Raw genomic sequence first — 25,017 nt, 5'->3', positions numbered from 1 at the left:
TCAACGCGCTGGGAACTATTTCACTCGCCCTCGGTGTGTTCGAGCAGGCCGGAGTGGATCTCGCGCATCGCGATGGACAGCGCCTTCTCCTTCGGGCCCGGCTCGACGAGCGGTCCGACGTACTCGAGCAGGCCCTCGCCGAGCTGCGCGTAGTAGTCGTTGATCTGGCGGGCCCGCTTGGCCGCGAAGATCGAGAGCGCGTACTTCGAGCTGACGTGCTCGAGCAGGTCGTCGATCGGCGGGGCGGTGATTCCCTCGTCCGGGTTGGCCGGTTTGGCGCTCGCGGATGTCCCCGCTGGCATGGTCATCGGTGCGTCTACTCCAGAGCGAATGTGCGAAAGCGGTGGTCGGGGACTATGCCCCGGTAAGCAAGTCTAGCAATTCCCGCGCGGCCGAGTGCACGTCGGCATTGACGATCTCGGTGTCGAACTCCGGTCGTGCGGCGAGTTCCTCCCTGGCGGTCGCCAATCTGCGGGCGACGACCTCCTCGGACTCGGTGCCGCGTCCGGTCAGCCGCGCGACGAGCTCGTCCCAGCTCGGTGGGTTGATGAACACGAGAAGGGCGTCCGGCATCGCCGCGCGCACCGAGCGCGCACCCTGCAGGTCGAGTTCGAGGAGTGCGGGTTCACCGCTGTTCAGGCGCTCCTCGATCGGCTGGCGCGGGGTTCCGGAACGGTGTGTCCCAGAGTGGATGTCGGCCCATTCGAGCAGCTCGCCCTCGGCGATCATCCGGTCGAACTCGGCAGGGCTGACGAAGCGGTAGTCCCGCCCGTCCACCTCGCCGGGGCGCTGTTCCCTGGTGGTCGCCGAGACGGAGAACCACAGTTGCGGGTACAGCTTGCGCAGTTCGGCCACGATACTGCTCTTGCCGACGCCAGAAGGGCCGGCCAGAACAACCAGCCGGCCCTTCGAGGCGTCGCCTTTGCGGCTGGCACCCCGCTCGGGGGCGCCCGCGTGCCCTGGCACGCGTCAGGCCGCGAACTCGGCGAGCAGTGCCTTTCGCTGGCGCTCGCCGAGACCGCGAAGCCGACGGCTCGGGGCGATCTCGAGCCGCTCCATGATCTGCTGCGCACGAACCTTGCCGACGCCGGGAAGCGCCTCGAGCAAAGCAGCGACCTTCATCTTGCCGAGCACCTCGTCGCTCTCGGCCTTGTCGAGAACGTCCTTGAGGCTGGTTCCGCCTCGCTTCAGACGCTCTTTGAGTTCAGCCCTGGCACGCCGAGCGGCAGCCGCCTTCTCCAGGGCTGCGGCCCGCTGCTCCTCGGTCAGCTGGGGAAGGGCCACGATTTCCTCCGTGGTTTCGTTCGGGGGTTCGATCGGATTTGTTCCGCTTCGCGACCGTACCCACCTGCGAAAAACCGCTGTGACGCGGGGGTGAGCTTGCGTGCTGCGCGGGTCGCGACGACTGATCGTTCTACCAGAGCGGCGCCGCGGTTCACAGCCCCCTGACGGTCGACACGCCGGTCATTGTCCGCTTCACCACCGTTTTTTTACTGGTAGTAGTCAATTTACCGCTCATTCGTGTTCGGAGAGTAGTGCCGACACCGTGCGCACCGCGTTCCGCAACCGGTCCACCTCCGGGCCCTTGGCCAGGATGTCCCGGGAGGACGCGGGCAGCACGTGTTCCCTGGCGGCCCCGAAAACGCTGCTGAGCTCCTCCGGGCCGGCCCCCTGCGCCCCGAACCCCGGGGCGAGGATCGGACCTCGCAGCGAGCCGATGTCGAGCCCGTGCGCGGCCGTCGCGCCGATCACCACGCCGACACTGCCCGCGCCGTCCGCGTTGATCTCGGCTGCGTGGTCCACGATGGCCTGGGCGATGCTGCGGCCCTCCGTATGTGCCCGCTGCACGCCCGCCCCCTCCGGATTGGAGGTGCGGGCGAGCACGAACACTCCCCTGCCGGTACGTCTGGCCAGCTCGATCGCCGGTTCGAGGGAGCCGAAGCCCAGATAGGGTGAGAGCGTGATCGCGTCCGCGGCCAGTGGCGCGCCATCCGCGAGGTAGGCCTGCGCGTAGGCACTCATCGTCGAGCCGATGTCGCCGCGTTTGACGTCCAGCAGGGTCACCGCCCCGGCCGCGCGCGCGTCCGTGAGCACCCGCTCGAGTACCGCGATGCCCGCCGAACCGTAGGACTCGAAGAACGCGGACTGCGGTTTGATCACCCCGGCGAGTGATCCGAAGGCCTCCACACAGGTCCTGGCGAACTTCTCCAGCCCCCGGGCATCCGCCTCGAGCCCCCAGTCGCGCAGCAGGCCGGGATGCGGGTCGATGCCCACACACAGCCTGCCGCGCTCCCCGGTGACCGAGGCGAGTCGTTCGCCGAAGGTCTCCGCGGGTCCCGTCATGCCAGGTCCCGGTGGAGTTCCTGGAGCGGCCGCACCCCGATGTCCCCGCGGATCGAGGCCTCGATGCCGTGCACCGCGGCCGCCGCGCCCTGGATCGTGGTGACGCAGGGAATGTCCCGTGCCACCGCGGCGGTACGGATTTCGTAGCCGTCCGCGCGCGGCCCGCGGTTGCCGTACGGCGTGTTGATGATGATGCTCACCTCACCGGCGAGGATCTGGCTGACGATGTTGTCCTCGGCCTCGAAGTGCTTGCGCACCACGGTGGCCTCCACCCCGTTGCGGCGCAGCACCTCGGCGGTCCCCTCGGTGGCCAGGATCGCGAACCCGAGGTCGGCCAGGCGTTTCACCGGGAAGATGATCGCTCGCTTGTCCCGGTTGGCCACCGAGACGAACACGGTGCCCTTGGTCGGCAGTGAGCCGTAGGCCGCGGCCTGGGACTTGGCGAAGGCCTTGCCGAAGCTGGCGTCCACCCCCATGACCTCGCCGGTGGACTTCATCTCCGGCCCGAGCAGCGAATCGACGCCCTCACCCTCGCGGGTGCGGAATCGGTGGAAGGGCAGCACCGCTTCCTTGACCGCGATCGGTGCGTGCGGCGGGGTGTGCCCGCCATCGCCTTCGGCGGGCAGTAGTCCTTCGGTGCGCAGATCGGCGATGCGGGATCCGAGCATGACCCTGGCGGCCGCCTTGGCCAGTGGCACCGCGGTCGCCTTGGACACGAACGGCACGGTGCGGCTGGCCCGTGGATTGGCCTCGAGCACGTAGAGTACATCGTCCTTGAGCGCGTACTGCACGTTGAGCAGCCCGCGCACCCCGACGCCGTGCGCGATCGCCTCGGTCGAACGGCGTACCGCCTCGATGTCCTGGGCGCCGAGGGTGATCGGCGGAAGGGCACAGGACGAGTCACCGGAATGCACCCCGGCCTCCTCGATGTGCTCCATCACCCCGCCGAGGAACACCTCCTCGCCGTCGCAGAGCGCGTCCACGTCGATCTCGATGGCGTCGTCCAGGAACCGGTCGACCAGCACCGGGTGCTCCGGGGTGACCTCGGTGGCCCGGGAGATGTAGTCGGCGAGCGATGCCTCGTCGTAGACGATCTCCATACCGCGCCCGCCGAGCACGTAGGAGGGGCGCACCAGCACCGGGTAGCCGATGTCGTCGGCGATCTCCTTGGCCCCGGTGAAGCTGGTCGCGGTGCCGTAGCGGGGAGCCGGGAGCCCGGCCCGTTCCAGCACCTCACCGAACGCGCCGCGGTGCTCGGCGAGGTGGATCGCGTCCGGGCTGGTCCCCACGATCGGCACTCCGGCCGACTCGAGCCGCTTCGCCAGACCGAGCGGGGTCTGCCCGCCCAGCTGCACGATCACCCCGGCCACGGTTCCGGACTGCTGCTCGGCGTGCACGACCTCGAGCACATCCTCGAAGGTCAGCGGCTCGAAGTAGAGCCGGTTCGCGGTGTCGTAGTCCGTGGAGACGGTCTCCGGGTTGCAGTTGACCAGCACGGTCTCGAACTCCGCTGCGCGCAGCGACAGTGCGGCGTGCACGCAGGAGTAGTCGAACTCGATGCCCTGCCCGATCCGGTTCGGACCGGAGCCCAGGATGATCACCTTGGGCCGCTCGCGCTGTTCGGTGACTTCGGATTCCGCTGCCGGATCGAGTTCGTAGGCCGAGTAGTGGTACGGGGTCTTGGCGGCGAACTCCGCCGCGCAGGTGTCCACCGTCTTGAACACCGGGCGCACCCCGAGCCGGTGCCGCAGGGTGCGTACCCCGTCCTCGCCCGCCAGTTCCGGGCGCAGGGCGGCGATCTGCGCATCCGAGATGCCCATGTACTTGGCCCGGCGCAGCAGCTCCGTGGACAGGGTGGCCGCCTCACGCAGCACGGTGCCGAACTCGCTGATCGAGGCGATCTGGTCGACGAACCACGGGTCGATGCCGGAGGCCGTGGCCACCTGCTCCACGCTCGCCCCGAGCCGCAGCGCCTGCTCGACCGCGTAGATCCGCCCGTCGTGTCCGGTGCGCAGCACATCCAGGGTCCGTTCCAGGCTCCGGTCCGGGTCCGGCGCGGTCCAGAAACCGACCCGTTTGGTCTCGCTCGAGCGCAGCGCCTTGCCGAGCGCCTCGGTGAAGTTCCGCCCGATCGACATGACCTCGCCGACCGATTTCATGGTGGTGGTCAGGCTCGGATCCGCGGCCGGGAACTTCTCGAAGGCGAACCGGGGCACCTTCACGACCACGTAGTCCAGCGTCGGCTCGAACGAGGCCGGGGTCTCCCCGGTGATGTCGTTGGTGATCTCGTCCAGGCTGTAGCCGATGGCGAGTTTCGCGGCGATCTTCGCGATCGGGAACCCGGTCGCCTTGGAGGCGAGCGCGCTCGAACGGGAGACCCGCGGATTCATCTCGATCACGACCATCCGCCCGGTCTCCGGGTTGATGGCGAACTGGATGTTGCAGCCGCCGGTGTCCACCCCGACCGCGCGCAGCACGTCGATGCCCACATCGCGCATGTGCTGGAACTCGCGGTCGGTCAGCGTCATCGAGGGGGCCACGGTCACCGAGTCACCGGTGTGCACGCCCATCGGGTCCACGTTCTCGATCGAGCAGACCACCACGACGTTGTCGTTGCGGTCGCGCATCAGCTCGAGCTCGTACTCCTTCCAGCCGAGCACGCTCTCCTCGATGAGCACCTCGTGCACCGGGGACTCGGACAGCCCGAGCGAGGCCATCCGCTCCAGGTCCTCCTCGGTGTGCGCCATGCCGGAGCCGAGCCCGCCCATGGTGAAGGAGGGACGGATCACCACCGGAAGCGAGTGTTCCTCGACGAAGGCGCGCACCTCCTCCATCGAGTGGCACACCTGACTGCGCGGCACCTCCCCACCGATCGAGGCCACGATGTCCTTGAACTTCTGCCGGTCCTCGCCCCGCTGGATGGCGTCGATGTCCGCGCCGATCAGCTCCACCCCGTAGCGTTCGAGCACCCCGCGCTCGTGCAGCTCCACGGCGGCGTTCAACGCGGTCTGCCCGCCCAGGGTGGCCAGCAGCGCGTCCGGGCGCTCCTTGGCGATCACCTGCTCGACGAACTCCGGGGTGATCGGCTCGACATAGGTGGCGTCGGCGAACTCCGGATCGGTCATGATCGTCGCCGGGTTCGAGTTCACCAGCGAGACCCGCAGCCCCTCGGCGCGCAGTACACGGCAGGCCTGGGTGCCCGAATAGTCGAATTCGCACGCCTGCCCGATCACGATCGGACCCGAGCCGATCACGAGCACATGTTCGATATCAGTGCGCTTGGGCACGGTGGGACTCCATCAGCTCGGTGAACTCGTCGAACAACACGGCGGCGTCGTGCGGTCCCGCGGCCGCCTCCGGGTGGTACTGCACCGAAAAGGCGGGCACCTCGAGGCAGCGCACCCCCTCCACGGTCTGGTCGTTCGGGCAGACGTGGCTGACCACGGCCGAACCGAACGGGGTGCCGAACGGCGCGCCCGGCTCCCCCTCCAGCGCGAATCCGTGGTTCTGCGCGGTGATCGAGACCCGCCCGCTCGCGGTGTCCACCACCGGCACGTTGATCCCGCGGTGCCCGTAGGTCATCTTGTAGGTCCCCATACCGAGCGCCCGCCCGAGGATCTGGTTACCGAAGCAGATCCCGAACAGCGGAATCCGCCGCTCGAGCAGCGAGCGCACCAGTTCGATCGAGTGCTCCTGGGTGGCCGGGTCGCCGGGACCGTTGGAGAAGAACACCCCGTCCGGTTCCACCGCGAGCACCTCGTCCAGGCTCGCGGAGACCGGAAGCACGTGCGACTCGATACCCCGGGCCGCCATCATCCTCGGCGTGTTCGACTTGATCCCGAGGTCGAGCGCGGCCACCCGGAAGCGGCGTTCGCCGTCCGCTCCGACCACATAGGGCTCGGGCGTGGACACCGCACCGGCCAGGTCCGCGCCGGCCATCGCGGGTGCCTCGCGCACCCGGGCCACCATCGCGTCCTCGTCCGCGAGCGCCGCGCCGGAGAAGATCCCGGCCCGCATCGCGCCCCGTTCGCGGATGTGCCTGGTCAGCGCCCTCGTGTCCACCCCGGCGAGGCCGACGACACCGTCCCGTTCCAGGGCGTCGTCCAGCGAGCCGCTCGCCCGCCAGTTCGAGCTGCGCCGGGACGGATCCCGCACCACGTAGCCGGCGACCTGGATCCGGCCGGACTCGTCGTCCTCACCGTTCCATCCGGTGTTGCCGATCTGCGGGGCCGTGGAAACCACGATCTGCCCGTGATACGAGGGATCGGTCAGGGTTTCCTGGTATCCGGTCATTCCCGTGCAGAACACGACCTCACCGAGGGTGCTGCCACTCGCCCCGAACGACTCGCCGCGGAAGACCCGGCCGTCCTCGAGCACCAGTGCCGCGGTCATCGCGGTTCTCCTTTCGCCAGTTCGCCGCCGAAGGCGGTCAGCCATGCGGAGTAACAGGCCGGGTCGTCGGCCAGCACTCCGGTGTCGAACGTGCTGCCCTCCACCGACCAGCGGAACACCAGCAGGCTCTCGGTGCCCATCACCTTGCCCGCGAGGCCGCGGGCAGTGCGTACGTGCTCGATCGCCGAGCGCGGGATCCAGAGCTCATGGGCCCCGGTCCGCTCGAAGTACACGCCCTGCTCGTAGAGGTGCACGGCGACCCGGGAGCGGAACCCGAGATCGCCCTGCCCGACCCGGTCCTGCCAGCTCTCGGTGGTGGTGGTCGAGACGTACACGCCCTCGATCGGGTCGAGCCGCTCGGTGCGGTCCAGCTCGGCGGGCACCGCAGGCAGGGTGGGCAGATCGGCCTGGCGCTTGCGGCGGTTGCGGAAACCGAGCCACATCAGACCGGCGCACAGCGCGCAGAACGCGAGCAGCGCGAGTACCAGAAGCGTCCGTTCCATCAGGCGAGTTTCCCTTCGTCCGCGGTCACCGCGCCGCGCAGCACGGTCGTGACCACCGTGCCAGGCAGCCGCATACCGTCATACGGCGAGTTGTGCGCGATGCTGGCCAGCTCACTCGCGCGCACCGTCCACTCCGCCGATTCGTCCAGCAGCACCAGGTTCGCGGGCTCGCCGACCGCGATCGGCCGCCCGTGCCCGGCCAGCCCGCCGATCTCCGCGGGCCGCTCGCTCATCACCCGCGCGACTCCGCGCCAGTCGAGCAGCCCGGTGCGCACCATCGTCTCCACCACGACCGAGAGCGCGGTCTGCAGGCCGAGCATGCCCGGGCGCGCCCCCGACCATTCACAGTCCTTGTCCTGCACCGCGTGCGGGGCGTGGTCGGTGGCCACGCAGTCGAGCACGCCCTCGGCGAGGGCTTCGCGCAGCGCACGCACATCCGAGCCCTCCCGCAGTGGCGGGTTGACCTTGTTCACCGGGTCATAGCCGGCGAGGCGTTCATCGGTGAGCAGCAGGTGGTGCGGGGTGACCTCACCGCTGACCTCGACGCCGCGGGCCTTGGCCCAGCGCAGCACGTCCGCGCCGCCCTCGGTGGTGACATGGCAGGCGTGCAGCCGGGCACCGAGCTGACCGGCGAGCAGGCAGTCGCGGGCCAGGATGACCTCCTCGGCCGCCGCGGGCCAGCCGGCGAGTCCGAGCCGCGCCGCGTTCGCGCCCTCGTGCGCCTGCGCGCCCGCGGTGAGCCGGGGCTCCTCTGCGTGCTGGGCGATCACCGCGCCGAGCCCCTTCGTGTATTCCAGCGCCCTGCGCATCACCAGCGGATCGGCGACACAGTGCCCGTCGTCGGAGAACACCCGGACCCCGGCCGAGCTGCGCGCCATGGCCCCCAGTTCGGCGAGCCGTTCCCCGCGCAGCCCTACGGTGACCGCGCCGATCGGCTGGACATCGACCAGTCCGACCGCCTGCCCGCGCCGGTGCACGTGCTCCACGACCAGGTCGTTGTCCGCGACCGGGTCCGTGTTGGCCATCGCGAACACCGCCGTGTACCCGCCAAGGGCCGCGGCGGCCGAACCGGACTCGATCGTCTCGGCGTCCTCGCGGCCCGGTTCCCGCAGGTGGGTGTGCAGATCGACGAACCCGGGAAGCGCGACGAGCCCGTCCCGTTCGTAGACCCGCGCCTCCCCCGGTTCGAGCCCGGTACCGATCTCGGTGATCACCTCGCCCTCGACGCGGATGTCGACCGGGTCCTCGCCGTACGGACGGACCCCCTTGAACAGCGAACTCATTTCGTCTCCTCCGATGCGAGCAGGTGGTACAGCACCGCCATGCGCACGTGCACTCCGTTGCGCACCTGCTCGGTGATCACCGAATTCCGCGCGTCGGCCACCGAGGAGGCGATCTCCATCCCGCGCAGCATCGGTCCGGGATGCAGGATCACCGCGTGCTCGGGCAGCAGCCGGGCACGGGCCTCGGAAAGCCCGTAACTGATCGAGTACTCCCGCGTGGACGGGAAGAAGCCCGCGGACGAGTCGCCGCCGCCCCCGCCGAGCCGTTCCGCCTGCACCCGCAGCATCATCACCGCGTCCGTGCCGGGCAGTTCGGCGTCCAGGTCGTAGCTGACCGGGACCTTGGCCTCATCGAGCCAGCGGTCCATCCCGTCGGGCAGCATGGTCGGCGGCGCCACCAGGGTGACCTCGGCGCCGAGGGTGCGCAGCAGGTGCACATTGGACCGGGCCACCCGGGAGTGCAGCACGTCGCCGACGATCAGCACCCGCCTGCCCTCGAGCCCGCCGAGCCGTTCCCGCAGGGTCGCCGCGTCCAGTAGCGCCTGGGTCGGGTGTTCGTGCATCCCGTCGCCCGCGTTGATCACGCTGACCCCGTCGAGCCAGCCGGCGATCCGCTGCGGTGCGCCCGAGGCGGGATGGCGCACGATCACGCAGTCGGCCCCGGCCGCGGCGAGCGTGGCCGCGGTGTCCCGCAGCGACTCCCCTTTGCTCACCGAGGAACCACTCGCGGACACGTTGATCACGTCCGCGCTCATCCACTTCCCGGCGATCTCGAAGGAGACCCTGGTCCGGGTGGAGTTCTCGTAGAACATCGTGATCACGGTCCGCCCGCGCAGCGTGGGCAGCTTGCGCACCTCGCGGTGCAGCAGCGTGCGCTTGAGCTCCTCGGCGGTGTCCAGGATGGCCACCGCGTCGTCCCTGCCGAGATGCTCGGCGGAAAGCAGGTGGGTCATTCGTTCTCGCCCTCCTCCCGGGCCGGCCGCAGGACCACGCTGTCGGTTCCGTCGGTCTCGGTGAGCAGCACGGCGATGTCCTCCGCACGGGATGTGGGCACGTTCTTGCCGACGTAGTCGGCGCGGATCGGCACCTCACGATGCCCGCGGTCCACGAGCACCGCGAGCTGGATCGCCTTCGGCCTGCCGTGATCACGCAGTGCGTCGAGGGCGGCACGAATGGTGCGTCCGGAGTAGAGCACGTCGTCCACGAGCACGACCAGCCTGCCGTCGATGCCGTCCTCGGGCAGCGTGGTCGGTTCCAGCGGCCGGTTCGGGCGCAGCCGCAGATCGTCCCGGTAGAGCGTGACGTCGATGATCCCGGTGTCCACGGTCTGCCCGGAGAACTCCGCGATCCGCCCGGCCAGTCGTCTGGCCAGCGGCGCTCCCCTGCTCGGGATCCCGAGCAACACCGGCGGGGCACCCTCTTCGGGTGCGGTCTTCTCGATGACCTGATGGGCCATCCTGGCAATGGTGCGCGCGACATCGGCCTCGGAGAGCAGCACTCGCCGACCCTCTGGTTCCTCGGCCGACGTCACGCCTTCTCGGCGTGTCGTCACATGACTCCTTCCCCGCCTCACTGGACGGGCCTTAAAGGTGTCCGAATCCCGTACGGGCAACACCCGAACGGCTGGTAGAACCGTAGCAGGCGGCGCACTGAACCGCGCATCCCGGTGACAGGAGTTATGCATCGACCCGAAAAGAATTACGCTTGACGGTTGTGACAACACTCGGTAACCATTACTCTGCGTGTTGACGGTAGCTCCCGGTGGACGCTCGTGAGGCGCCGGGGAAGTAGGGAATGGAGAACCGCCAGATGGGCGAGTACGCCAAAGCACTCGGTGCGAAACTTCGTGGTATCCGCCAGCAGCAGGGCCTGTCGCTGCATGGTGTCGAGCAGAAGTCGGCGGGCCGGTGGAAAGCGGTCGTCGTCGGCTCGTATGAGCGCGGCGACCGTGCTGTGACCGTGCAGAAGCTCTCGGAGCTCGCGGACTTCTACGGAGTCCCGGTCGCCGAGCTGCTTCCGGAAGGCCGCAGTCCCGCCGTGACCGAACCCGCGACCAAGATCGTGATCAACCTGGAACGGCTGCAGCAGCTGCCGGTGGAGAAAGTCGGTCCGCTCGCGCGGTACGCGGCCACGATCCAGGCGCAGCGCGGAGACTACAACGGCAAGGTGCTCTCCATCCGCAACGAGGACCTGCGTTCGCTCGCGATCATCTACGACATGGCACCCGGTGAGCTCACCGAGCGGCTGATCGACTGGGGCGTGCTGCCCCCGGAGGCCCGCCCGGCGCACGACGAATAACCACGTACCGGCTTGGACCACGCGGATCCAAGCCGGTATTGGTATGCCGTCGGCCGGGCACGCTCGGTGCCCGGCCCCCTACTTCGGGTGAGTCACAGAACGGCGCGCAGCTGGTCGGCGATCAGCTGGATACGCCCGAGCACCCCGTTGACGAATCGCGGCGAGTCGTCGGTGGAGAGCACCTTCGCGAGCTCGACGGCCTGGTCGATGGCGACCGCGTCCGGCACATCCGAAGCCCACAGCAACTCGTACAGACCCATTCGGAGCAGGGCGCGGTCGACCGCGGGCATGCGCTCGACCGTCCACCCCTCCGAATGCTCGGCGAGCAGTTCGTCGATCCGGGCCAGGTTCGCCTGGATCCCCTCGACAAGGGCCACCGTGTAGTCGTTGACCGGCGGCACATCCGTGGAGCCGACGCGCTCGGCGATCAGCGTGACGGGATCGAGCTCGCGCGCCTCCGCCTCGTAGAGCACGTCAACGGCACGCTTGCGCGCCTTGTTACGGGCGCCCGCGCCGTGCCGCTTGTTCCCGGAACTCTCGGAATCCGCCATCTCAGGAGTTCACGCGGCCGAGGTAGCGGCCATCCCGCGGGTCGACCTTGACCTTCTCACCGGTGCTGAGGAACAGCGGGACCTGGATCTCCGCCCCGGTCTCCAGCTTCGCGGGCTTCGAACCGCCGGTGGAGCGGTCCCCCTGGACGCCGGGGTCGGTGTGCTCGATGAGGAGTTCCACCGAACCCGGAAGCTCAACGTACAGCGGGCTCTCATCGTGCTTGGCGACGAGCACCGTGCTGTTCTCCAGCATGTAGTTCGCGGCATCGCCGACGATGCCGGGCTGCACGGTGATCTGGTCGTAGGTGTCCGGATCCATGAACACGTAGTCGGAGCCGTCGAAGTACAGATAGGTCATGTCGCGCCGGTCGACGTTGGCGGTCTCGACCTTGGTGCCCGCGTTGAAGGTCTTGTCGACGACCTTGCCGGACAGCACGTTCTTCAGCGTGGTGCGCACGAAAGCGCCGCCCTTGCCGGGCTTGACGTGCTGGAAGGTCACGACGGACCAGAGCTGGCCGTCGATGTTGAGCACGAGGCCGTTCTTCAGGTCATTGGTTGTGGCCACGGTGGTGGTCTCGCTCCTGTTCTTGAGTCGTCACTAGCCTTGGATCAGCCGTCGATCGCCGCTGGTCTCGGTTCGCCGCGCTGGATCGCCGCGTATTCGAGGGACAATCAATGCTACCTGGTGGGCCAGGAGGGGTTAGCCTTGGCGTCATGCGTGGCTGGTTGATTCGCGGGGTGAACCTCGCGGTGTTGTGGGGAATCGTGCAGACCCTCTACGCCAAGCTCGCGGTGGGCGGCTCCGTTCCCGCGGCGCTGACCGTGGCCGGGCTGTGCCTGCTCGGCGCGGTCGCCATGGCCTGGGCGGCGATCGATCACTTACTCGGCAACACCGGGGACAACTATCTGTGGCTCAAGGCCGCCCTGCTCGCGGGCGTCCTCGGCGCCCTGCTCGGAGTGATCGGCCAGGCCGCGTTCGTGGACAACACCGGCGCCTGGGCGATCGGTCCGGCGCTGATCGGGCCCGCCCCGTTCATCGGCCTGCTCGTGCTCGTGCCCTCCTGGCTGGGCTTGCTGATCGGCAGGCTGGTCGGCGGGCGCGAGGGTGTGCGCCGCCGTCAGCCGCGCAAGCGGGAGAGGTCGCTGCCCGAGGGGTAGATGTCCCATCGGTCCGGGGACACGGTCTGCACAGGTGAGGAGTTCAGCCGCGCGAGCTCATCCTTGCCGACCGGCCAGAGCTTCCCGTCGGAGAGCATGAGGCCGAGCGGGCGCCCGGTGGCCGTGATCCCCGGCGCGGCCGGAGCGAGGTCGGCGAGCATCGGTGCCCCGTCCAGCGCGGGCACCCTGGTGTCCAGCACCCCGAGGGCCAGCGCCTCGGCGACGGAGCGCCGTTCCACCCGCACGATGCCGCCGTCCACCACCAGGTACACGGTCCGTTGCGGGGAAAGCACTCCGTAGCCGCGCAGCAGGCCGAGTGCGCGGCCCGGAGTGGCACAGCCGTGCACACCGGTGACATCCAGCCCGAAATGGCTCAGATTGGACGGCGCGTTCGGCGTGACCGTCGCGCGGACCACGTCGAGCGGTACCCGGGAGCAGGGATCGCTCGTGGAGACCGGTGCGTGGCCGTCGCCGCGCCTTGCCAGGCCCGGCCCTTCCTGCCATGGCCCGGTGAGCAGCACCGGCTGATAGGGCTGGCTGCGCAGGTTCCGGTCGAAGAAGGTGATCTCGGTGCCGTGCTTGGTCTCGTGCGCCAGCGCGAACGCGTCCAGCGCATCGGAGAACATCCAGTCCGCGGAGAACGCGTCCACCAGGTTCTTCTCGTTGCCCGGCGCGAGCATGCCCTTGTCGGTGAACCCGGATCCGGTGAGCATCTGCACCTGTTCGGTGAACGTCGGATCCTTGGCCCGCAACACGAACTGGCCCGCCCCGTTGTCCCCCGCCGAACGGCTCGAGGTGTCGGTGTAGAGCAGGTAGAACCAGCCGTCCAGGTACAGCGCCGAAGGCTGGCCCGCGCCGTAGGTGTTCTGCCCGTCGTTGCCGAGCGAGGGCCGCACGATCGGCTCGCCGTTGCGCTGCCAGGTCGTCCCGTCGGTGCTCTTCGCCATCCCGATGGCGTTGCCGTGGGCCTTATCGCCGGCCGCACCGGTGTAGTACATGTAGTAGGTGCCGCCGACCCGGATGACCGAGGGATCGCAGGTGTGCTTCGCGTCGAAGGCGGTCCCGCCGCTGCCGGAGAGCGCGGCCGTCGCGGCGACCCCGTTCGAACCGTAGGGGCCGTCGATACCGGGGGCCTGCGCGTACAGGATGTCGTCGCCCGGCGGGCCGGCGTCCGGTAGCTGGCTGCACCACCACATCCGGGTGGTGGAACCGTCCGCCATGACGCTCGGCGCGTAGTTGTACGGCGCGGCCGTTCCCCCGCCCGCGATGTTCAGGGTGTCCCGGGGCCGGTCGACGGACAGCCGCGGCCCCTGCCCTGGAACGTGTACGCCGTCGTTCTGATCGTGCTGCGGTGAGGCCGCCGCGGCATCGGCTTCCTCGCCCGCGCCGCATCCGACGGCCAGCAACAGCGTGCCGAGCGCGACCGTGATCATGCCACCCTGCACCGAACGCCGTGCGCTCCGGCGACCATCTGCCCCGACCACGCGGCCAGTCTAGTGAGACACCACGCTGCCGGTACCGACCGTCGTGGTCACCCGTTCGCGCTGCTTGTGGTATCCGGTCAGGAATCCCGTTCGGCCAGCCAGCGGATGGCGTGCGCGTAGCCGCGTACGCCGAGGCCCGCCACGACGGCGGTGGCGATGTCGGAGAGCACGCTCTTCGCCCGGAACGGCTCCCTGGCGTGCACATTCGAGATGTGCAGCTCGATCAGCGGGGCGCGCAGCTGGGCCGCGGCATCGCGCACCGCGATCGAGTAGTGGGTCCATGCCCCGGCGTTGAGCACCACGGGACTGTCCGCGTCGGCGGCCTCGTGCAGCCAGCCGACCAGTTCGCCCTCGTGGTCGGTCTGCCTGGTCTCGACCTCGACCCCGCACTCGGCTCCGGTGCGCGCGCACAGTTCCTCGAGCCCGGCGTAGCTGGTGCTGCCGTAGATCCCAGGTTCCCTGCTGCCGAGCCTGCCCAGATTGGGGCCGTTGAGCACGAAGACCTTCACAGCAGCACCTCGCCACCGCCCGGGCCGCGTTCGTCGGCAACGGCCGAGTAGGCGGCCGCGAGCAGGCTCGGATCGGGACCTTCCAGGCGCCCCGGTTTGGCCAGCCCGTCGAGCACCACGAAGCGCAGCACCCCGGAACGGGTCTTCTTGTCCCCCTGCATGGTCTCCACCAGTGCGGGCAGCGCATCGGCCGCGTACCGGGTGGGCAGGCCGAGCAGTTCGAGCACCGCGCGGTGCCGTTCCGCGGTCGCGTCGTCCAGCCTGCCGGCGAGCCGGGCGAGCTCGGCCGCGAACACCAGGCCGACCGAAACGGCGGCCCCGTGCCGCCACCGGTACCGTTCCCGCCGCTCGATGGCGTGGCCGAGGGTGTGCCCGTAGTTGAGGAATTCCCGCCGTCCGGCCTCGCGCAGGTCCGCGGAGACCACTTCCGCTTTCACCGCGATCGACCGGCGAACCAGGTCGCCGAGCACATCCCCGGCCGGATCGGTCGCCTGTTCCGGATCGGCCTCGATCGCGCTGAGGATGGCGGGGTCGGCGAGGAATCCGGCCTTGACGACCTCGGCCATCCCGGCGAGCAATTCGTTACGCGGCAGGGATTCCAGGGTCGCGAGGTCCACGAAGACCCCCGCGGGCTCGGCGAACGCGCCGACGAGGTTCTTACCCGCCTCGGTGTTGATCCCGGCCTTGCCGCCGACCGCGGCGTCCACCATGCCCAGCACCGTGGTCGGCACGTGGATGACCCGCACCCCGCGCAGCCAGGTCGCGGCGACGAACCCGGCGAGGTCGGTCACCGCACCGCCGCCGAGCCCGATGATGGTGCCGGTGCGGTCGAGCTTGATCTTGCCGAGCACCTCCCAGCAGAACGCGGCCACCGAGAGGTCCTTGCCGTCCTCGGCGTCCGGGATCTCGATGCGGTTCGCTTCCGGCCCCGCGGCCACGATCTCCTCACGGACCACATCGGCGGTGGCGGTCAGGGTCGGCGGGTGGATGATCGCCACCGAGGGCGAGTCCGCGACCGCGCGGACGATGTCGTCCAGCAGGCCGCGGCCGACCACGACCTCGTAGGGCCGCTCGGCATTCACCGGGATCCGGGCGAGGGTCGATGCGCTCATTGGCTGGGTGCTCCCGTCTTGGCGAGGTGTTCGGCCGCGAGCGCGGCGATCTCTTCCGCGCTGCGTCCGTCGGTGTCGATCTCCAGTTCGGCGACCGCGCGGTAGAGCGGAAGGCGCTGTTCGAGCAGCGCCGCGAGCCGGGTCCTCGGGTCGGTGCCGTGCAGCAGCGGCCGGGCGGCGGACGTGCTCGTCCGGCGCACCTCTTCCTCGATGCCCACGTTGAGGAACAGCACCCGGTGCCCGGCGAGCAGCCGGTCGCGCGTGTCCGGACGGCCCACCGCGCCGCCACCGAGGGCGAGTACACCGGTGTGGTCGGCGAGCGCCTCGGCGACCGCCTGCTCCTCGAGCTCCCGGAACCGCCCTTCGCCGTCTTGGGCGAAGATCTCCGCGATCGGTTTTCCTTGCCTGGCGACGATATCCGCGTCCACGTCGCGGAACCGGACGCCGAGCCGGTCCGCCAGCAGTTCCCCGACGGTGGTCTTGCCCGCGCCAGGCGGACCGATGAGCACCGCGGCGGGACGCCGGCTCATTTCGTGCTCCAGTCATAGCGCTCGGCGAGCTCGGACCGGTAGGCGGCGCAGTTCCTGGCCACCTCGCCGAGCGTGTCCCCGCCGAACTTCTCCAGCACGGCGTCCGCGAGCACCAGGGCCACCATCGCCTCGGCGACGACCCCGGCGGCGGGCACCGCGCACACATCGGAGCGCTGGTTGATCGCCACCGCCGTCTCCCCCGTGGTCACATCCACTGTGGACAGTGCGCGGGGCACCGTGGAGATCGGTTTCATCGCCGCGCGGACCCGCAGCGGTTCGCCGTTGGTCATGCCGCCCTCGAGGCCGCCCGCGCGGTTCGAGGAGCGGCTCACCCCGACCGTCTCCGGGTGCATCTGGTCGTGCGCGGCGCTTCCCCGGCTCATCGCGACCTCGAAGCCATCCCCGACCTCGACGCCCTTGATCGCCTGGATACTCATCAGGGCACCGGCGAGGCGGCCGTCCAGTTTGCGGTCCCAGTGCACGTGCGAGCCGAGCCCCTGCGGAAGTCCGTGCACCACGACCTCCACGACACCGCCGAGCGTGTCCCCCTCGGCGCGCGCCGCGTCCACCTCGGCGACCATCGCCGCGGCGTCGGCCTCGTCATTGGTGCGCACCGGGCTGGCGTCGATCCGCTCCAGGTCGCCGGGACCGGGCAGGGATTCGGACGCGGCGCGCACCGAACCGAGCGCGACAACGTGGCTGAGCACCTCGGCGCCGATGCTCTGGCGCAGGAACTGCCGGGCCACCTCACCGGCCGCGGTGCGGGCGGCGGTCTCCCGCGCGCTCGCTCGCTCCAGAATCGGACGGGCATCGTCGAAGCCGTACTTCTGCATGCCCGAGAGGTCGGCGTGCCCGGGCCGCGGGCGGGTCAGCGGGGCGTTGCGGGCCTTGCCTTCGAGTGCCTCGTCCGCGACCGGATCGGCGGACATGATCTCCTGCCACTTCGGCCACTCGCTGTTCCCGACGCGAACCGCGATCGGGCCACCCTGGGTCCTGCCGTGGCGCACCCCGCCCAGGATGTCGAGTTCGTCGGCCTCGAACTTCATTCGCGCACCCCGGCCGTAGCCGAGCCGCCTCCGCGCCAGGGCGGCGGCGATATCGGATGTGGTGACCTCGACACCGGCCGGCATGCCTTCCAGCATCGCGACCAGGGCGGGCCCGTGTGATTCTCCGGCGGTCATCCAGCGCAGCACGGGTCCGATCCTCCCATGAACCGCCCCACCGGCCTACGCAGAGGCCTGGCTGAACCGGCCGGGGCCGACGCCGTAACCTGGAGCTTCTGTCCGGCTCCGCGCCGTCCACCGCGAGCACCCGGGTACCGCGTTCAGCCCGGCTGGAAGAACTCCAGCATTTTGCGGGCGGCGTCCGGCGACATCAGCAATTCCTGCATATCCGCGGACATCCGGGCAGCGGCTCCGGCGCGTTCGAACATCTGCCGCTCGTACTCGGCGACGGCTGCGGGCACGTCGTCCGGGTTCGCGGCCAGGGTGCGACCGAGCAGGGCACCGTCGAGCAGCGCCAAATTCGCGCCCTGGCCCACCGGCGGCATCAGGTGAGCGGCGTCGCCGAGCAGCGTGATGCCCGGCCTCGATGGCCAGGTCAGGCCGACCGGGAGCGCGGTGATCGACCGGGGCAGGATCGTGTCCTCGCAGGCGGCGATCAGTGCGGTGAACCGCGCGTCCCAGCCGGCGAACAGTTCGATCAGCCGCGCGCGGGCGGCTGGCGGATCACCGAACGGGATCCCGCTGGTGGCGAACCAGTCCTCGGCGGTGTTGTAGAAGCTGAGCCCGATGCGCACCCGGCCGTCGCCGTTACGCTGCGCCGCCAGGGATTGCCCGTTGCCGAGCGCCCAGTAGTTGCCGCGCCCGAGCATCGCCGCGAGCTCGGGGTGGGTGCGGTCGATATCCGGAATCCCGATCTCCACGACGTTCTGGCCGATGTGCGCCGGGCGCACCTCGGTGAGCAACGCACGGACCCGGGAGTTCGCGCCGTCGGCACCGACCAGCAGGTCGTAGCTCGCCCTGTTGCCGTTCGCGAAGTGCGCGACATGGCCATCGGCGTGGTCGAACGCGTGCCCCCAGCGCACCGTGTGTTCCGGTAGAGCATCGAGCAGCAGCGCACGCAGGTCGGCGCGGTCCACCTCCGGACGATCCAGCGGGGCGTCCTCGGGTGTGTCCTCCTGCAGCAACAGGGTGCCATCCGGCTCGAGCAGCCGCATGTCCTGGCCCGCACCCCGGGCGATCGCGGAGAACCCGTCGATCAGACCGGCCTCGCGCAGGGCTCGCTGTCCGGAATGGATGTCGAGCATGCCGCCCTGAGGGCGAGCCGCATGCGAGGATTCGCGTTCGTACACCACGGCATCGAGGCCGTTCAGGTGCAGTACCCGGGCAAGGAGCAGGCCACCGAGCCCGGCGCCGACGATGACGATCCGCATGATTGCCCCGATTCAGCCGGTTCGCCTGCGGAGCCGGGGCCCGAGGACCGTGCGCACGACCTTGGCGGTGCCGTGTTCTTCTCCGGATTCCGGTTCCAGCATCCGCCGCAGTTGCGCCAGCAGCTGGTCGGCCGCTCGCCAGAGTGGGACGAACAGACCCGCGACCGGCCCGGAACCCTGGATCGCGCCGCCGGACAACTCGGTGACCTGCTTGGCGAGCGTGACGGTCGCCGGATCGCGCAGGATCAGGTGCACCTCCTCGCCGAGCAGCCGCAGTTCCATCCTGCGCGCCGCGGCCTCCTCAGGGTTCGCGTCCGAGGTGCTCTCCGGATCCAGCTCGTCGATCTTGGCGGCGACCGTGTCCGGGTCGACCCCGAGTTCGCGCAGCACCCTGGCCGCCATGCTGTTCTCCGCCCGCAGCATCGCCTCGAGCAGGTGGTGGCTGCCGACCGGTGCGCCACCGGCCAGCGCGCTCGCACCCGCCACAGTGTCCGCGGTGGCAGGCGTACCCGCAGGCCAGGAATCCGCCGGCGCTTCCGGTGAACCCTGCACCGAGGCCAGCACCGCTGCCCGGATCTTGCCGACCGGCGTGATCCGCTCGGCGAGGACCTTCGCGCCGACACCGCCGCCTTCCCCGACAAGGGCGAGCAGGATGTGTTCGGTACCGATCTCGTTGTGATGCAGCTGCGTCGCCTCGCGCAGCGCGAGCTCCAGGGTCTTTTTCGCGCGCGCGGTGAACGGGATGTGGCCGCTCAGCTCCCCGGTGCCGGGGCCGACCAGCGCGGCGATATCGGCCTGAGCGGTCTGCTTGTCGTAGCCGAGCCGGTGCAGCACCGTTGCCGCCGTACTGTCCGGTGCATCGAGCAAGGCCAGCAGGATGTGCTCGGTGTCGATGTGGTCGTGCTTGAGCCGTCTCGCCTCTTCCTGGGCCGCGACGACCACCTGGCGGGCTTTCACCGTGAACCGTTCGAATGGCATGGTTCTATGGTTGCGACCCTGTCAATACACTGTTATTGACAGGGTCACCATGCCGAAGGGAGGGTGTCATGGAGACACCGTCGGACTGGGAGGACCGGCTCGCGCGCTGGCAGAACGAGCTGGAGCTGTTCGAGCAGCTGGACGAGACCCCTTGGGTCACGCTGGCCAGGGCGCAAGCCGAGACCGGCGTTTCCCGCTCGGCGCTGCGGTCCTGGTACCGCAACGGTGAGATCCGTTCCCGGCTGGTGGACGGCCCCCACGGACCGCAGCGCCTTGTCCAGCTGGAGGCGGTGATCGAACGCGCCGCCACGTCGCCGCGCATTCAGCGCCGGGCGGAACGGGAAGTCAGCCTGGAAGCCCAGGTGGCTCTGCTCCGGCACCGGATCGACCAGCTCGAACTGCGCCTGGCCGCGCTGGAGCGGAAGTAGCCGGTACCCGGGGCAACGGCTACAACACCACCAGCAGCCAGCCGGACGCGAGCATCGCGGGACCATGGGGCACCGTCCTGCTCCGCGTGCCGAGGGCCAGCCCCAGGCTGAGCACCGCGGCGAGCGGGGCGAACACCAGCACCGGGAACCAGCCGTGTGCACCGAGCGGCATACCGAGCGCACCAGCGAGCTTGGCGTCCCCGCCACCGAGCGCGTGCGGGGCCAGCCGGTGCACGAGGAGATGGGTGCCGCCGAGCACCAGACCCGCCGCCGCGATGCGTTGCCATGCCTGCGGCTCCGCGAACACCGCCGTGGCACCGAGGACGGGATGGGCCGCGAGGGTGAGCGGATCGGGCAACCGCCTGGCTCGCACATCCGCGAGGACGAGCGGGACCGCGAACAGGGCGAGCCCCAGCGCGACGGGCACCCACCGCCAGGGCAGGACCCCGGTCACCGCCAACACTCCGGTCAGGCTCCACAGCGCCGCGGTTCCCCACCCGCACCATCGCCCGGAACAGTCCACGCCACGGGGAACCCTGGCCAGCAGCGCCCGGACCGCCCGGCCGGACGGCCAGCCGAGCAGCGCGAGCACGGGCACCGGCCAGGCTGAACGTACGAGTTCCATGCTTCGAGCCTTGCGCCCGGAACCACCCCGCGACAAGAAAAACCCCGCGTGAACGGTCCATTCACGCGGGCAGGCCCGGTCAGGCCGGGACTTCCACTCCGGCGGCGCGGGCCTTCGCGATGATGTCCTCGATGATCTCGGTCTTGGCCTCGGCGTAGTCCTGGACGTAGCGCCACTCTCGCTTGGCGAGCTCGCGTTTCACCTCGGCGTACCGGTCCCGGTCCTCGGGGTGGGCGCGCAGCCAGTCCCGGAAGGCCAGGTTCTTCGCGATCTCCGGACAGCCCTCGGTGTACACGTGCAGATGCGCGTTCTCGTCCGCACCGTCCACGATCCGCTTGCGCAGCATCCGGTGCTGGTACCAGTCGGGTTCGCGTACCCGGAGCCGGTAACCGACCGCTTCCAGCGCGGGCACATAGCTCGGTTCCGCCGCGGAGTCGGTGACCGCGGCCACGAGGTCGATGATCGGTTTGGCGGCGAGTCCGGGGACCGAGGTCGAGCCCTTGTGGGCCACGAGCCGCAGGGTGTCTCCGAGGACGGCGTGCAGCTGGTCGGCGAGCGCCCGATAGCGGTCCGGCCAGCTCGGGTCGTATTCCTCGATGACCACCTTGTCCGCATACGGCCGCGCTTCGCCGACCACGACGTCCTCGAATGCCATGCGGCGAGCCTAGCCCTGCGGTTACGCCAGCCGGAACACGGCGAACTCGCCGCTGTGCCGTTCGATCTCGGCCAGTGGCGCGTCCGGTGCGAAGGGCAGCGCCTCGTCCACATAGCCGGCCAGCGGCAGATAGGTGGCGAACACCCGGGCCGCCGCGGTTCCCTCCACGAGCACCGCGGTGTACCGGCCCTCGCCCCGGATCGCGCAGGATCCCGCGGCGAGCAGATTCCGCACCCAGTCGCGCTTCCTCGTCGAGGTGCACACATAGCGCGCCCCGTCGATCACGGGCTTGAGTAGCAGCCGTACAGCGGTTAGCGCTAAGCCAGGACCTACTGGTCAACTGACTGTTCGTCAGCTAACGGTGCGCTGCAGGGTGCGGTAGACCGTCGGTCGGGATACGGAGAACAGCTCGGTGAGGTCAGCGATCGTGTACTCGCCGGTGGCGTGCATTCGCCGGAGTTCAGCCTGTTGTTTCGGGGATAGCTTGGGTTTCTTGCCACGCAGCTTGCCCTTGGCGCGGGCGACGGCCATGCCCTCGCGCGTGCGCATCCGCAGCAGGTCGACCTCGAACTCGGCGAAGGTGGCCAAGATGTTGAAGAACATTTTGCCCATCGGGTCGGTGGGGTCGTAGACCTGTCCGCCAAGGGAGAGCTTGATGCCGCGCCCTGCCAGGTCATCACCGATAGCGCGAGCATCGGGCACCGATCTTGCGAGCCGGTCCAGCTTCGGCACTACGAGCGTGTCGCCTTCGCGGACGGCGGCGAGCGCTTGGTCCAGGCCGGGCCGGGCTCGCTTGGTGCCGGTGAGTCCGTGATCGAGGTAGATCCGATCTTCGGTCACGCCGAGCTCGGCCAGGTGCTGGCGCTGGGCGGTGAGGTCTTGTTCGTCGGTGGAGCAACGGGCATAGCCGATCAGGGTTCCGGACACGAGCAGGAGTATAACGGTTAGCCCCCGCTCAGTGAGAATTTCACCGTACTAGGTAACTGAGACGAGCCTGGTCACCGTCGTTCCTGCTCGTACATGGGCAATCACTTCGGCGACGATCCGTCGCGGCTGTCTCAGTGAGGGTTCGGCTGTTGAGACGAGCCCAACCACCTCGGTGGCCGATCAGGTCGGGGGTTTCTCGGCGATCACGTCCACCGGTTCGATGGTGGGCTGGGCGAACAGGGTGCCGGTGTTGTCGGCGAGGGCTTGGGCGACCTGGCCCGAGAGGTGGGCCTGGCGACCGGAGTCGTCGGGGAAGGCGTCGTAGATGCCGAAGGACGAGGGCCCGAAACGGATGGCGAACCACCGCACCGTGTTGGGCTCCTGCTCCACGATGCCGAGCCCCTGCTGCAGGAAGTTCTCGACGTCGTTTTCTCGTCCGGGTAGCGCCTCGATACGCACGAGAAGCCCGACGGTCACTGGTTCAGCCATGATCGATCTCCTTCGAAGACGTCGTGCGGGGGGTCAGAACGCGGCCATGGCGGCCTCGACGACGATCTGGTCCTGCTCGCCGGTGCCCCCGGAGACTCCGACCCCGCCGACGACGTTCCCGTCGCTCCCGTGTAGCGGCAAACCTCCGGCGAAGATCATCACGCGGCCGTGGTTGGAGTCGCTGATGCCGTAGAACTGCTCGCCGGGCTGGGAGTTCTTCGCGAGGTCACCGGTCGAGGTGTCGAAGGCCCGCGCGGTGAACGCCTTGTTGATCGAAATGTCGATGCTGCCCATCCAGGCGTCGTCCATCCGGATGTGTGCGACCAGGTTCCCGCCCGCGTCGACCACGGCCACGTTGCTTGGCGACCCGATCTCGTGGGCCTTCTGCTCGCCTGCGGCGATCACCCTGCGGGCATCGTCGAGGGCCACTGTCTCGATCTGTCTCATCGTTGCTGGCTTCCCTGTCCGTTTCTCGCGGCACCCGGTTTCTCGGCTTGGTGGTTCAGGCGGGGTTGAGCACGACCTTGGTCCAGCCGTCGTCGCGGGCGTCGAAGTGCTGGTAGGCCTCCGGCGCCTGGTCGAGGGTCAGGTTGTGGGACACGATCCAGGACGGTGTGATCTTGTTTTCGGCGATGAGGTTGCGCAGGTGGCGGTTGTAGCGTTTGACCGGGGCCTGCCCGCAGCCCATCTGCTGACCCTTGAACCAGAAGGAGCCGAAGTCGAACCGGGCCTTGCCCTGCTGGGCCAACTCGTCCGGCGCGCCGGGGTCCTGGGGGACGAACACGCCGACGGTGCCGATGCCGCCGGTGAACTTCACCGAGGCGACCAGGTTGTTGAGGGTCAGCGCGTTGTCCTCGTTGCCTTGGGGGTCGTGGGCCTGGTAGCCGACGCACTCGGCACCGCGGTCGGCGCCACGGCCGCCTGTCTGCTCCATGATCTGGTCGACCGGGGAGCCCTTCGAGTCGTCGATCGGGATCGCGCCGATCTGCTCGGCCAGGCGCAGCCGGTCGGGATGACGGTCGACGACCATCACTTTCGCCGCGCCCTTGACGCTCGCGGACAGCGCGGCCATCAGCCCGACCGGACCGCCCCCGTAGATCACGATGGCTTCGCCGGGAACCAGCCCGGACATCTCCACGGCATGCCAGCCGGTGGGCAGGATGTCGGAGAGCATCGTGTAGTCGTTCTGCTTCTCCTTGGCGTCATCGGGCAGGCGTAGGCACTGGAAGTCGCCCCACGGGATGCGCAGGTACTCGGCTTGGCCGCCGGCCCAGCCGCCCATGTCGGCGAACCCGTAGGCGCCACCTGCCATGTCGGGTTCGTTGGCGGCCAGGCAGTAGTTGGTCAGTCCGTGTTCGCAGTTGCGGCAGTGCCCGCAGCTGACGTTGAACGGGACGGACACCATGTCCCCGACCTTGATCTTGTCGACGCCGCCGCCGACCTCGATGACCTCGCCGAGGTTCTCGTGGCCGAAGATACGGCCCTTATCGAAGTCGGTGCGCCCTTCGTACATGTGCAGGTCCGACCCGCAGATGTTCGTTGCCGTGATCTTGACCAGGACGTCGTTGGGCCGCTCGATACGCGCGTCGGGAACCTCGGAGACGGTGACGTCGCGGGGGCCGTTGTAGACCAGTGCCTTCATGTTCTTCTCCTTGGCGGTTGGGTTCGACTCAGGTCTTGGTGGGGGCCCGGTGGCGGCCTTCGGCGAACTCTTCGACGATCTTGGAGCAGAACGCGGGCAGGTCGTTGGGGTCGCGGCTGGTGGCCAGACCCTGGTCGGTGACGATCTCCTCATCGACGACGTTCCCGCCGGCGTTGCGGATGTCGGTGCGGATGCTGGGGAACGAGGTCAACGTGCGGCCGCGGACCACGTCGGCCTCGACCAACGTCCACGGCCCGTGACAGATTGAGCCGACCGGCTTGCCGGAGCCCACGAACTCCCGCACGAAACCCACCGCGTCGGAGTTGACCCGCAGCCCGTCGGGGTTGACCGTGCCGCCGGGCAGGAGCAGGGCGTCGAAGTCATCAACGGAAACGTCGGAGACCAACCGGTCGACGGTGAAGGTGTCGCCCTTGTCGATGTCGGCGTTCATCGACTGAATCTGTCCGGTGTGGATCGACAGCAGCGTCACCTGCGCCCCGGCCTGCTCGACCGCTTGGCGGGGCTGGGTGAGTTCGACCTGCTCGACACCGTCGGTGGCCAGGATCGCGACCCGCCGGCCGCGCAGCTCATCTGCCATGACAATCACGCCTCCTCATAGTGTGGCAACAACCACAGTGAAGGCACTACCCGGCCAGACTGGGACGCAAACACCCGC

30 protein-coding genes are annotated in these 25,017 nt (G+C 69.3%); 3 read left to right on the top strand and 27 right to left on the bottom strand.

What is annotated here, in order from left to right; genetic code table 11:
• Positions 1-20: 20 nt before the first annotated feature.
• The 10 genes from rpoZ to pyrR all read right to left on the bottom strand — a co-directional run bounded on the left by rpoZ (position 21) and on the right by pyrR (position 10,073).
• Positions 21-308, bottom strand: a complete 288-nt coding sequence (gene rpoZ / locus AD72_RS07930) for a DNA-directed RNA polymerase subunit omega (protein ID WP_020501945.1) — start codon at positions 306-308, stop codon at positions 21-23.
• Positions 309-354: 46 nt separating this feature from the next.
• Positions 355-966 (bottom strand): guanylate kinase, encoded by a 612-nt coding sequence (gene gmk, locus AD72_RS07925; RefSeq protein ID WP_051898177.1) that lies wholly within the window; start codon positions 964-966, stop codon positions 355-357.
• Between the two features lie 3 nt (positions 967-969).
• Positions 970-1,284: an integration host factor, actinobacterial type gene (gene mihF / locus AD72_RS07920; protein WP_026198054.1), complete on the bottom strand. Its 315-nt coding sequence runs from the start codon at positions 1,282-1,284 to the stop codon at positions 970-972.
• A 231-nt stretch (positions 1,285-1,515) separates the two neighbouring features.
• Positions 1,516-2,343: an orotidine-5'-phosphate decarboxylase gene (gene pyrF / locus AD72_RS07915; protein ID WP_031465762.1), complete on the bottom strand. Its 828-nt coding sequence runs from the start codon at positions 2,341-2,343 to the stop codon at positions 1,516-1,518.
• Positions 2,340-5,630: a carbamoyl-phosphate synthase large subunit gene (gene carB, locus AD72_RS07910; RefSeq protein ID WP_031465761.1), complete on the bottom strand. Its 3,291-nt coding sequence runs from the start codon at positions 5,628-5,630 to the stop codon at positions 2,340-2,342. The genes pyrF and carB overlap by 4 nt, the downstream gene beginning before the upstream one ends.
• Complete coding sequence (gene carA, locus AD72_RS07905; protein WP_031465760.1) at positions 5,614-6,735, bottom strand: glutamine-hydrolyzing carbamoyl-phosphate synthase small subunit; 1,122 nt, start codon at positions 6,733-6,735, stop codon at positions 5,614-5,616. The genes carB and carA overlap by 17 nt, the downstream gene beginning before the upstream one ends.
• On the bottom strand, positions 6,732-7,238 hold the full coding sequence (locus tag AD72_RS07900) for a PH-like domain-containing protein (RefSeq protein WP_037345140.1): 507 nt from the start codon (positions 7,236-7,238) through the stop codon (positions 6,732-6,734). The genes carA and AD72_RS07900 overlap by 4 nt, the downstream gene beginning before the upstream one ends.
• Positions 7,238-8,521 carry a dihydroorotase gene (locus AD72_RS07895; RefSeq protein WP_031465758.1) on the bottom strand — a complete coding sequence of 428 codons (1,284 nt, stop codon included), beginning with the start codon at positions 8,519-8,521 and terminating at the stop codon, positions 7,238-7,240. The genes AD72_RS07900 and AD72_RS07895 overlap by 1 nt, the downstream gene beginning before the upstream one ends.
• Positions 8,518-9,474, bottom strand: a complete 957-nt coding sequence (locus AD72_RS07890; RefSeq protein ID WP_031465757.1) for an aspartate carbamoyltransferase catalytic subunit — start codon at positions 9,472-9,474, stop codon at positions 8,518-8,520. The genes AD72_RS07895 and AD72_RS07890 overlap by 4 nt, the downstream gene beginning before the upstream one ends.
• On the bottom strand, positions 9,471-10,073 hold the full coding sequence (gene pyrR / locus AD72_RS07885; RefSeq protein WP_031465756.1) for a bifunctional pyr operon transcriptional regulator/uracil phosphoribosyltransferase PyrR: 603 nt from the start codon (positions 10,071-10,073) through the stop codon (positions 9,471-9,473). Before pyrR ends, AD72_RS07890 begins: the two co-directional genes overlap by 4 nt.
• 257 nt (positions 10,074-10,330) lie before the next feature.
• Between pyrR and bldD the strand changes: the two genes are divergently transcribed.
• Positions 10,331-10,819: a transcriptional regulator BldD gene (bldD, locus tag AD72_RS07880; RefSeq protein ID WP_020501935.1), complete on the top strand. Its 489-nt coding sequence runs from the start codon at positions 10,331-10,333 to the stop codon at positions 10,817-10,819.
• Between the two features lie 92 nt (positions 10,820-10,911).
• Here the strand turns inward: bldD and nusB are convergent, their stop codons facing one another.
• Entirely contained in the window at positions 10,912-11,370 is a 459-nt protein-coding gene (gene nusB / locus AD72_RS07875; RefSeq protein ID WP_031465755.1) for a transcription antitermination factor NusB, read from the bottom strand.
• 1 nt (position 11,371) lies between these two features.
• Positions 11,372-11,935: an elongation factor P gene (gene efp / locus AD72_RS07870; RefSeq protein WP_031465754.1), complete on the bottom strand. Its 564-nt coding sequence runs from the start codon at positions 11,933-11,935 to the stop codon at positions 11,372-11,374.
• 149 nt (positions 11,936-12,084) lie between these two features.
• Here efp and AD72_RS07865 point away from each other — a divergent pair, with 149 nt between their 5' ends.
• Positions 12,085-12,528: a hypothetical protein gene (locus tag AD72_RS07865; RefSeq protein ID WP_051898173.1), complete on the top strand. Its 444-nt coding sequence runs from the start codon at positions 12,085-12,087 to the stop codon at positions 12,526-12,528.
• Here the strand turns inward: AD72_RS07865 and AD72_RS07860 are convergent.
• From AD72_RS07860 to AD72_RS07830, 7 genes are all read right to left on the bottom strand, one after another.
• Entirely contained in the window at positions 12,489-14,012 is a 1,524-nt protein-coding gene (locus AD72_RS07860) for a family 43 glycosylhydrolase (protein ID WP_231644754.1), read from the bottom strand. The two genes, AD72_RS07865 and AD72_RS07860, sit on opposite strands and share 40 nt — an antisense overlap.
• 77 nt (positions 14,013-14,089) lie before the next feature.
• Positions 14,090-14,521, bottom strand: coding sequence for a type II 3-dehydroquinate dehydratase (gene aroQ / locus AD72_RS07855; RefSeq protein WP_031465751.1), 432 nt, complete (start codon positions 14,519-14,521; stop codon positions 14,090-14,092).
• Positions 14,518-15,633, bottom strand: a complete 1,116-nt coding sequence (aroB, locus tag AD72_RS07850; RefSeq protein WP_031465750.1) for a 3-dehydroquinate synthase — start codon at positions 15,631-15,633, stop codon at positions 14,518-14,520. The genes aroQ and aroB overlap by 4 nt, the downstream gene beginning before the upstream one ends.
• Positions 15,630-16,163, bottom strand: coding sequence for a shikimate kinase (locus AD72_RS07845; RefSeq protein ID WP_031465749.1), 534 nt, complete (start codon positions 16,161-16,163; stop codon positions 15,630-15,632). The genes aroB and AD72_RS07845 overlap by 4 nt, the downstream gene beginning before the upstream one ends.
• Positions 16,160-17,356: a chorismate synthase gene (gene aroC / locus AD72_RS07840; RefSeq protein ID WP_031465748.1), complete on the bottom strand. Its 1,197-nt coding sequence runs from the start codon at positions 17,354-17,356 to the stop codon at positions 16,160-16,162. Before aroC ends, AD72_RS07845 begins: the two co-directional genes overlap by 4 nt.
• Positions 17,357-17,487: 131 nt before the next feature.
• Positions 17,488-18,597: an FAD-dependent oxidoreductase gene (locus tag AD72_RS07835; RefSeq protein WP_031465747.1), complete on the bottom strand. Its 1,110-nt coding sequence runs from the start codon at positions 18,595-18,597 to the stop codon at positions 17,488-17,490.
• Positions 18,598-18,609: 12 nt separating this feature from the next.
• Entirely contained in the window at positions 18,610-19,575 is a 966-nt protein-coding gene (locus tag AD72_RS07830) for a Clp protease N-terminal domain-containing protein (protein ID WP_031465746.1), read from the bottom strand.
• 68 nt (positions 19,576-19,643) lie between these two features.
• Here AD72_RS07830 and AD72_RS07825 point away from each other — a divergent pair, with 68 nt between their 5' ends.
• On the top strand, positions 19,644-20,003 hold the full coding sequence (locus AD72_RS07825) for an excisionase (protein WP_031465745.1): 360 nt from the start codon (positions 19,644-19,646) through the stop codon (positions 20,001-20,003).
• 19 nt (positions 20,004-20,022) lie between these two features.
• Here AD72_RS07825 and AD72_RS07820 read toward each other — a convergent pair whose 3' ends face one another.
• The 8 genes from AD72_RS07820 to AD72_RS07785 form a co-directional block, all read right to left on the bottom strand.
• Positions 20,023-20,628, bottom strand: a complete 606-nt coding sequence (locus tag AD72_RS07820) for a prepilin peptidase (RefSeq protein WP_051898170.1) — start codon at positions 20,626-20,628, stop codon at positions 20,023-20,025.
• A 79-nt stretch (positions 20,629-20,707) separates the two neighbouring features.
• The gene (locus tag AD72_RS07815; protein ID WP_031465743.1) at positions 20,708-21,283 is read right to left on the bottom strand and encodes a GrpB family protein; all 576 of its coding nucleotides are present in this window, start codon (positions 21,281-21,283) and stop codon (positions 20,708-20,710) included.
• 21 nt (positions 21,284-21,304) lie between these two features.
• A complete protein-coding gene (locus AD72_RS07810; protein ID WP_031465742.1) occupies positions 21,305-21,568 on the bottom strand; it encodes a hypothetical protein in 264 nt (87 codons plus the stop codon).
• A gap of 66 nt (positions 21,569-21,634) precedes the next feature.
• Positions 21,635-22,210, bottom strand: coding sequence for a recombinase family protein (locus AD72_RS07805; RefSeq protein ID WP_031465741.1), 576 nt, complete (start codon positions 22,208-22,210; stop codon positions 21,635-21,637).
• A gap of 180 nt (positions 22,211-22,390) precedes the next feature.
• Positions 22,391-22,699 (bottom strand): putative quinol monooxygenase, encoded by a 309-nt coding sequence (locus AD72_RS07800; protein WP_031465740.1) that lies wholly within the window; start codon positions 22,697-22,699, stop codon positions 22,391-22,393.
• Positions 22,700-22,732: 33 nt separating this feature from the next.
• The gene (locus tag AD72_RS07795; protein ID WP_031465739.1) at positions 22,733-23,146 is read right to left on the bottom strand and encodes a GlcG/HbpS family heme-binding protein; all 414 of its coding nucleotides are present in this window, start codon (positions 23,144-23,146) and stop codon (positions 22,733-22,735) included.
• Between the two features lie 55 nt (positions 23,147-23,201).
• Positions 23,202-24,341 (bottom strand): glutathione-independent formaldehyde dehydrogenase, encoded by a 1,140-nt coding sequence (locus AD72_RS07790; protein ID WP_031465738.1) that lies wholly within the window; start codon positions 24,339-24,341, stop codon positions 23,202-23,204.
• A 28-nt stretch (positions 24,342-24,369) separates the two neighbouring features.
• Entirely contained in the window at positions 24,370-24,939 is a 570-nt protein-coding gene (locus AD72_RS07785; protein WP_031465737.1) for a type 1 glutamine amidotransferase domain-containing protein, read from the bottom strand.
• Positions 24,940-25,017: the final 78 nt, after the last annotated feature.

Source organism: Sciscionella sediminilitoris (genome assembly GCF_000737195.2).
GTDB classification, from domain to species: domain Bacteria; phylum Actinomycetota; class Actinomycetes; order Mycobacteriales; family Pseudonocardiaceae; genus Sciscionella; species Sciscionella sediminilitoris.
Note: the sequence above shows the minus strand (reverse complement) of the source record. Positions and strands in the feature narration are given on the sequence as shown.

Excerpts from the sequence above, each read along its gene's own strand:
- rpoZ (WP_020501945.1), bottom strand. The coding sequence starts at position 308 with ATGACCATGCCAGCGGGGACATCCGCGAGCGCCAAACCGGCCAACCCG.
- pyrF (WP_031465762.1), bottom strand. The coding sequence starts at position 2,343 with ATGACGGGACCCGCGGAGACCTTCGGCGAACGACTCGCCTCGGTCACC.
- carA (WP_031465760.1), bottom strand. The coding sequence starts at position 6,735 with ATGACCGCGGCACTGGTGCTCGAGGACGGCCGGGTCTTCCGCGGCGAG.
- AD72_RS07900 (WP_037345140.1), bottom strand. The coding sequence starts at position 7,238 with ATGGAACGGACGCTTCTGGTACTCGCGCTGCTCGCGTTCTGCGCGCTG.
- AD72_RS07895 (WP_031465758.1), bottom strand. The coding sequence starts at position 8,521 with ATGAGTTCGCTGTTCAAGGGGGTCCGTCCGTACGGCGAGGACCCGGTC.
- AD72_RS07890 (WP_031465757.1), bottom strand. The coding sequence starts at position 9,474 with ATGACCCACCTGCTTTCCGCCGAGCATCTCGGCAGGGACGACGCGGTG.
- bldD (WP_020501935.1), top strand. The coding sequence starts at position 10,331 with ATGGGCGAGTACGCCAAAGCACTCGGTGCGAAACTTCGTGGTATCCGC.
- nusB (WP_031465755.1), bottom strand. The coding sequence starts at position 11,370 with ATGGCGGATTCCGAGAGTTCCGGGAACAAGCGGCACGGCGCGGGCGCC.
- AD72_RS07865 (WP_051898173.1), top strand. The coding sequence starts at position 12,085 with ATGCGTGGCTGGTTGATTCGCGGGGTGAACCTCGCGGTGTTGTGGGGA.
- aroB (WP_031465750.1), bottom strand. The coding sequence starts at position 15,633 with ATGAGCGCATCGACCCTCGCCCGGATCCCGGTGAATGCCGAGCGGCCC.
- AD72_RS07845 (WP_031465749.1), bottom strand. The coding sequence starts at position 16,163 with ATGAGCCGGCGTCCCGCCGCGGTGCTCATCGGTCCGCCTGGCGCGGGC.
- AD72_RS07835 (WP_031465747.1), bottom strand. The coding sequence starts at position 18,597 with ATGCGGATCGTCATCGTCGGCGCCGGGCTCGGTGGCCTGCTCCTTGCC.
- AD72_RS07830 (WP_031465746.1), bottom strand. The coding sequence starts at position 19,575 with ATGCCATTCGAACGGTTCACGGTGAAAGCCCGCCAGGTGGTCGTCGCG.
- AD72_RS07825 (WP_031465745.1), top strand. The coding sequence starts at position 19,644 with ATGGAGACACCGTCGGACTGGGAGGACCGGCTCGCGCGCTGGCAGAAC.
- AD72_RS07820 (WP_051898170.1), bottom strand. The coding sequence starts at position 20,628 with ATGGAACTCGTACGTTCAGCCTGGCCGGTGCCCGTGCTCGCGCTGCTC.
- AD72_RS07815 (WP_031465743.1), bottom strand. The coding sequence starts at position 21,283 with ATGGCATTCGAGGACGTCGTGGTCGGCGAAGCGCGGCCGTATGCGGAC.
- AD72_RS07800 (WP_031465740.1), bottom strand. The coding sequence starts at position 22,699 with ATGGCTGAACCAGTGACCGTCGGGCTTCTCGTGCGTATCGAGGCGCTA.
- AD72_RS07795 (WP_031465739.1), bottom strand. The coding sequence starts at position 23,146 with ATGAGACAGATCGAGACAGTGGCCCTCGACGATGCCCGCAGGGTGATC.
- AD72_RS07790 (WP_031465738.1), bottom strand. The coding sequence starts at position 24,341 with ATGAAGGCACTGGTCTACAACGGCCCCCGCGACGTCACCGTCTCCGAG.
- AD72_RS07785 (WP_031465737.1), bottom strand. The coding sequence starts at position 24,939 with ATGGCAGATGAGCTGCGCGGCCGGCGGGTCGCGATCCTGGCCACCGAC.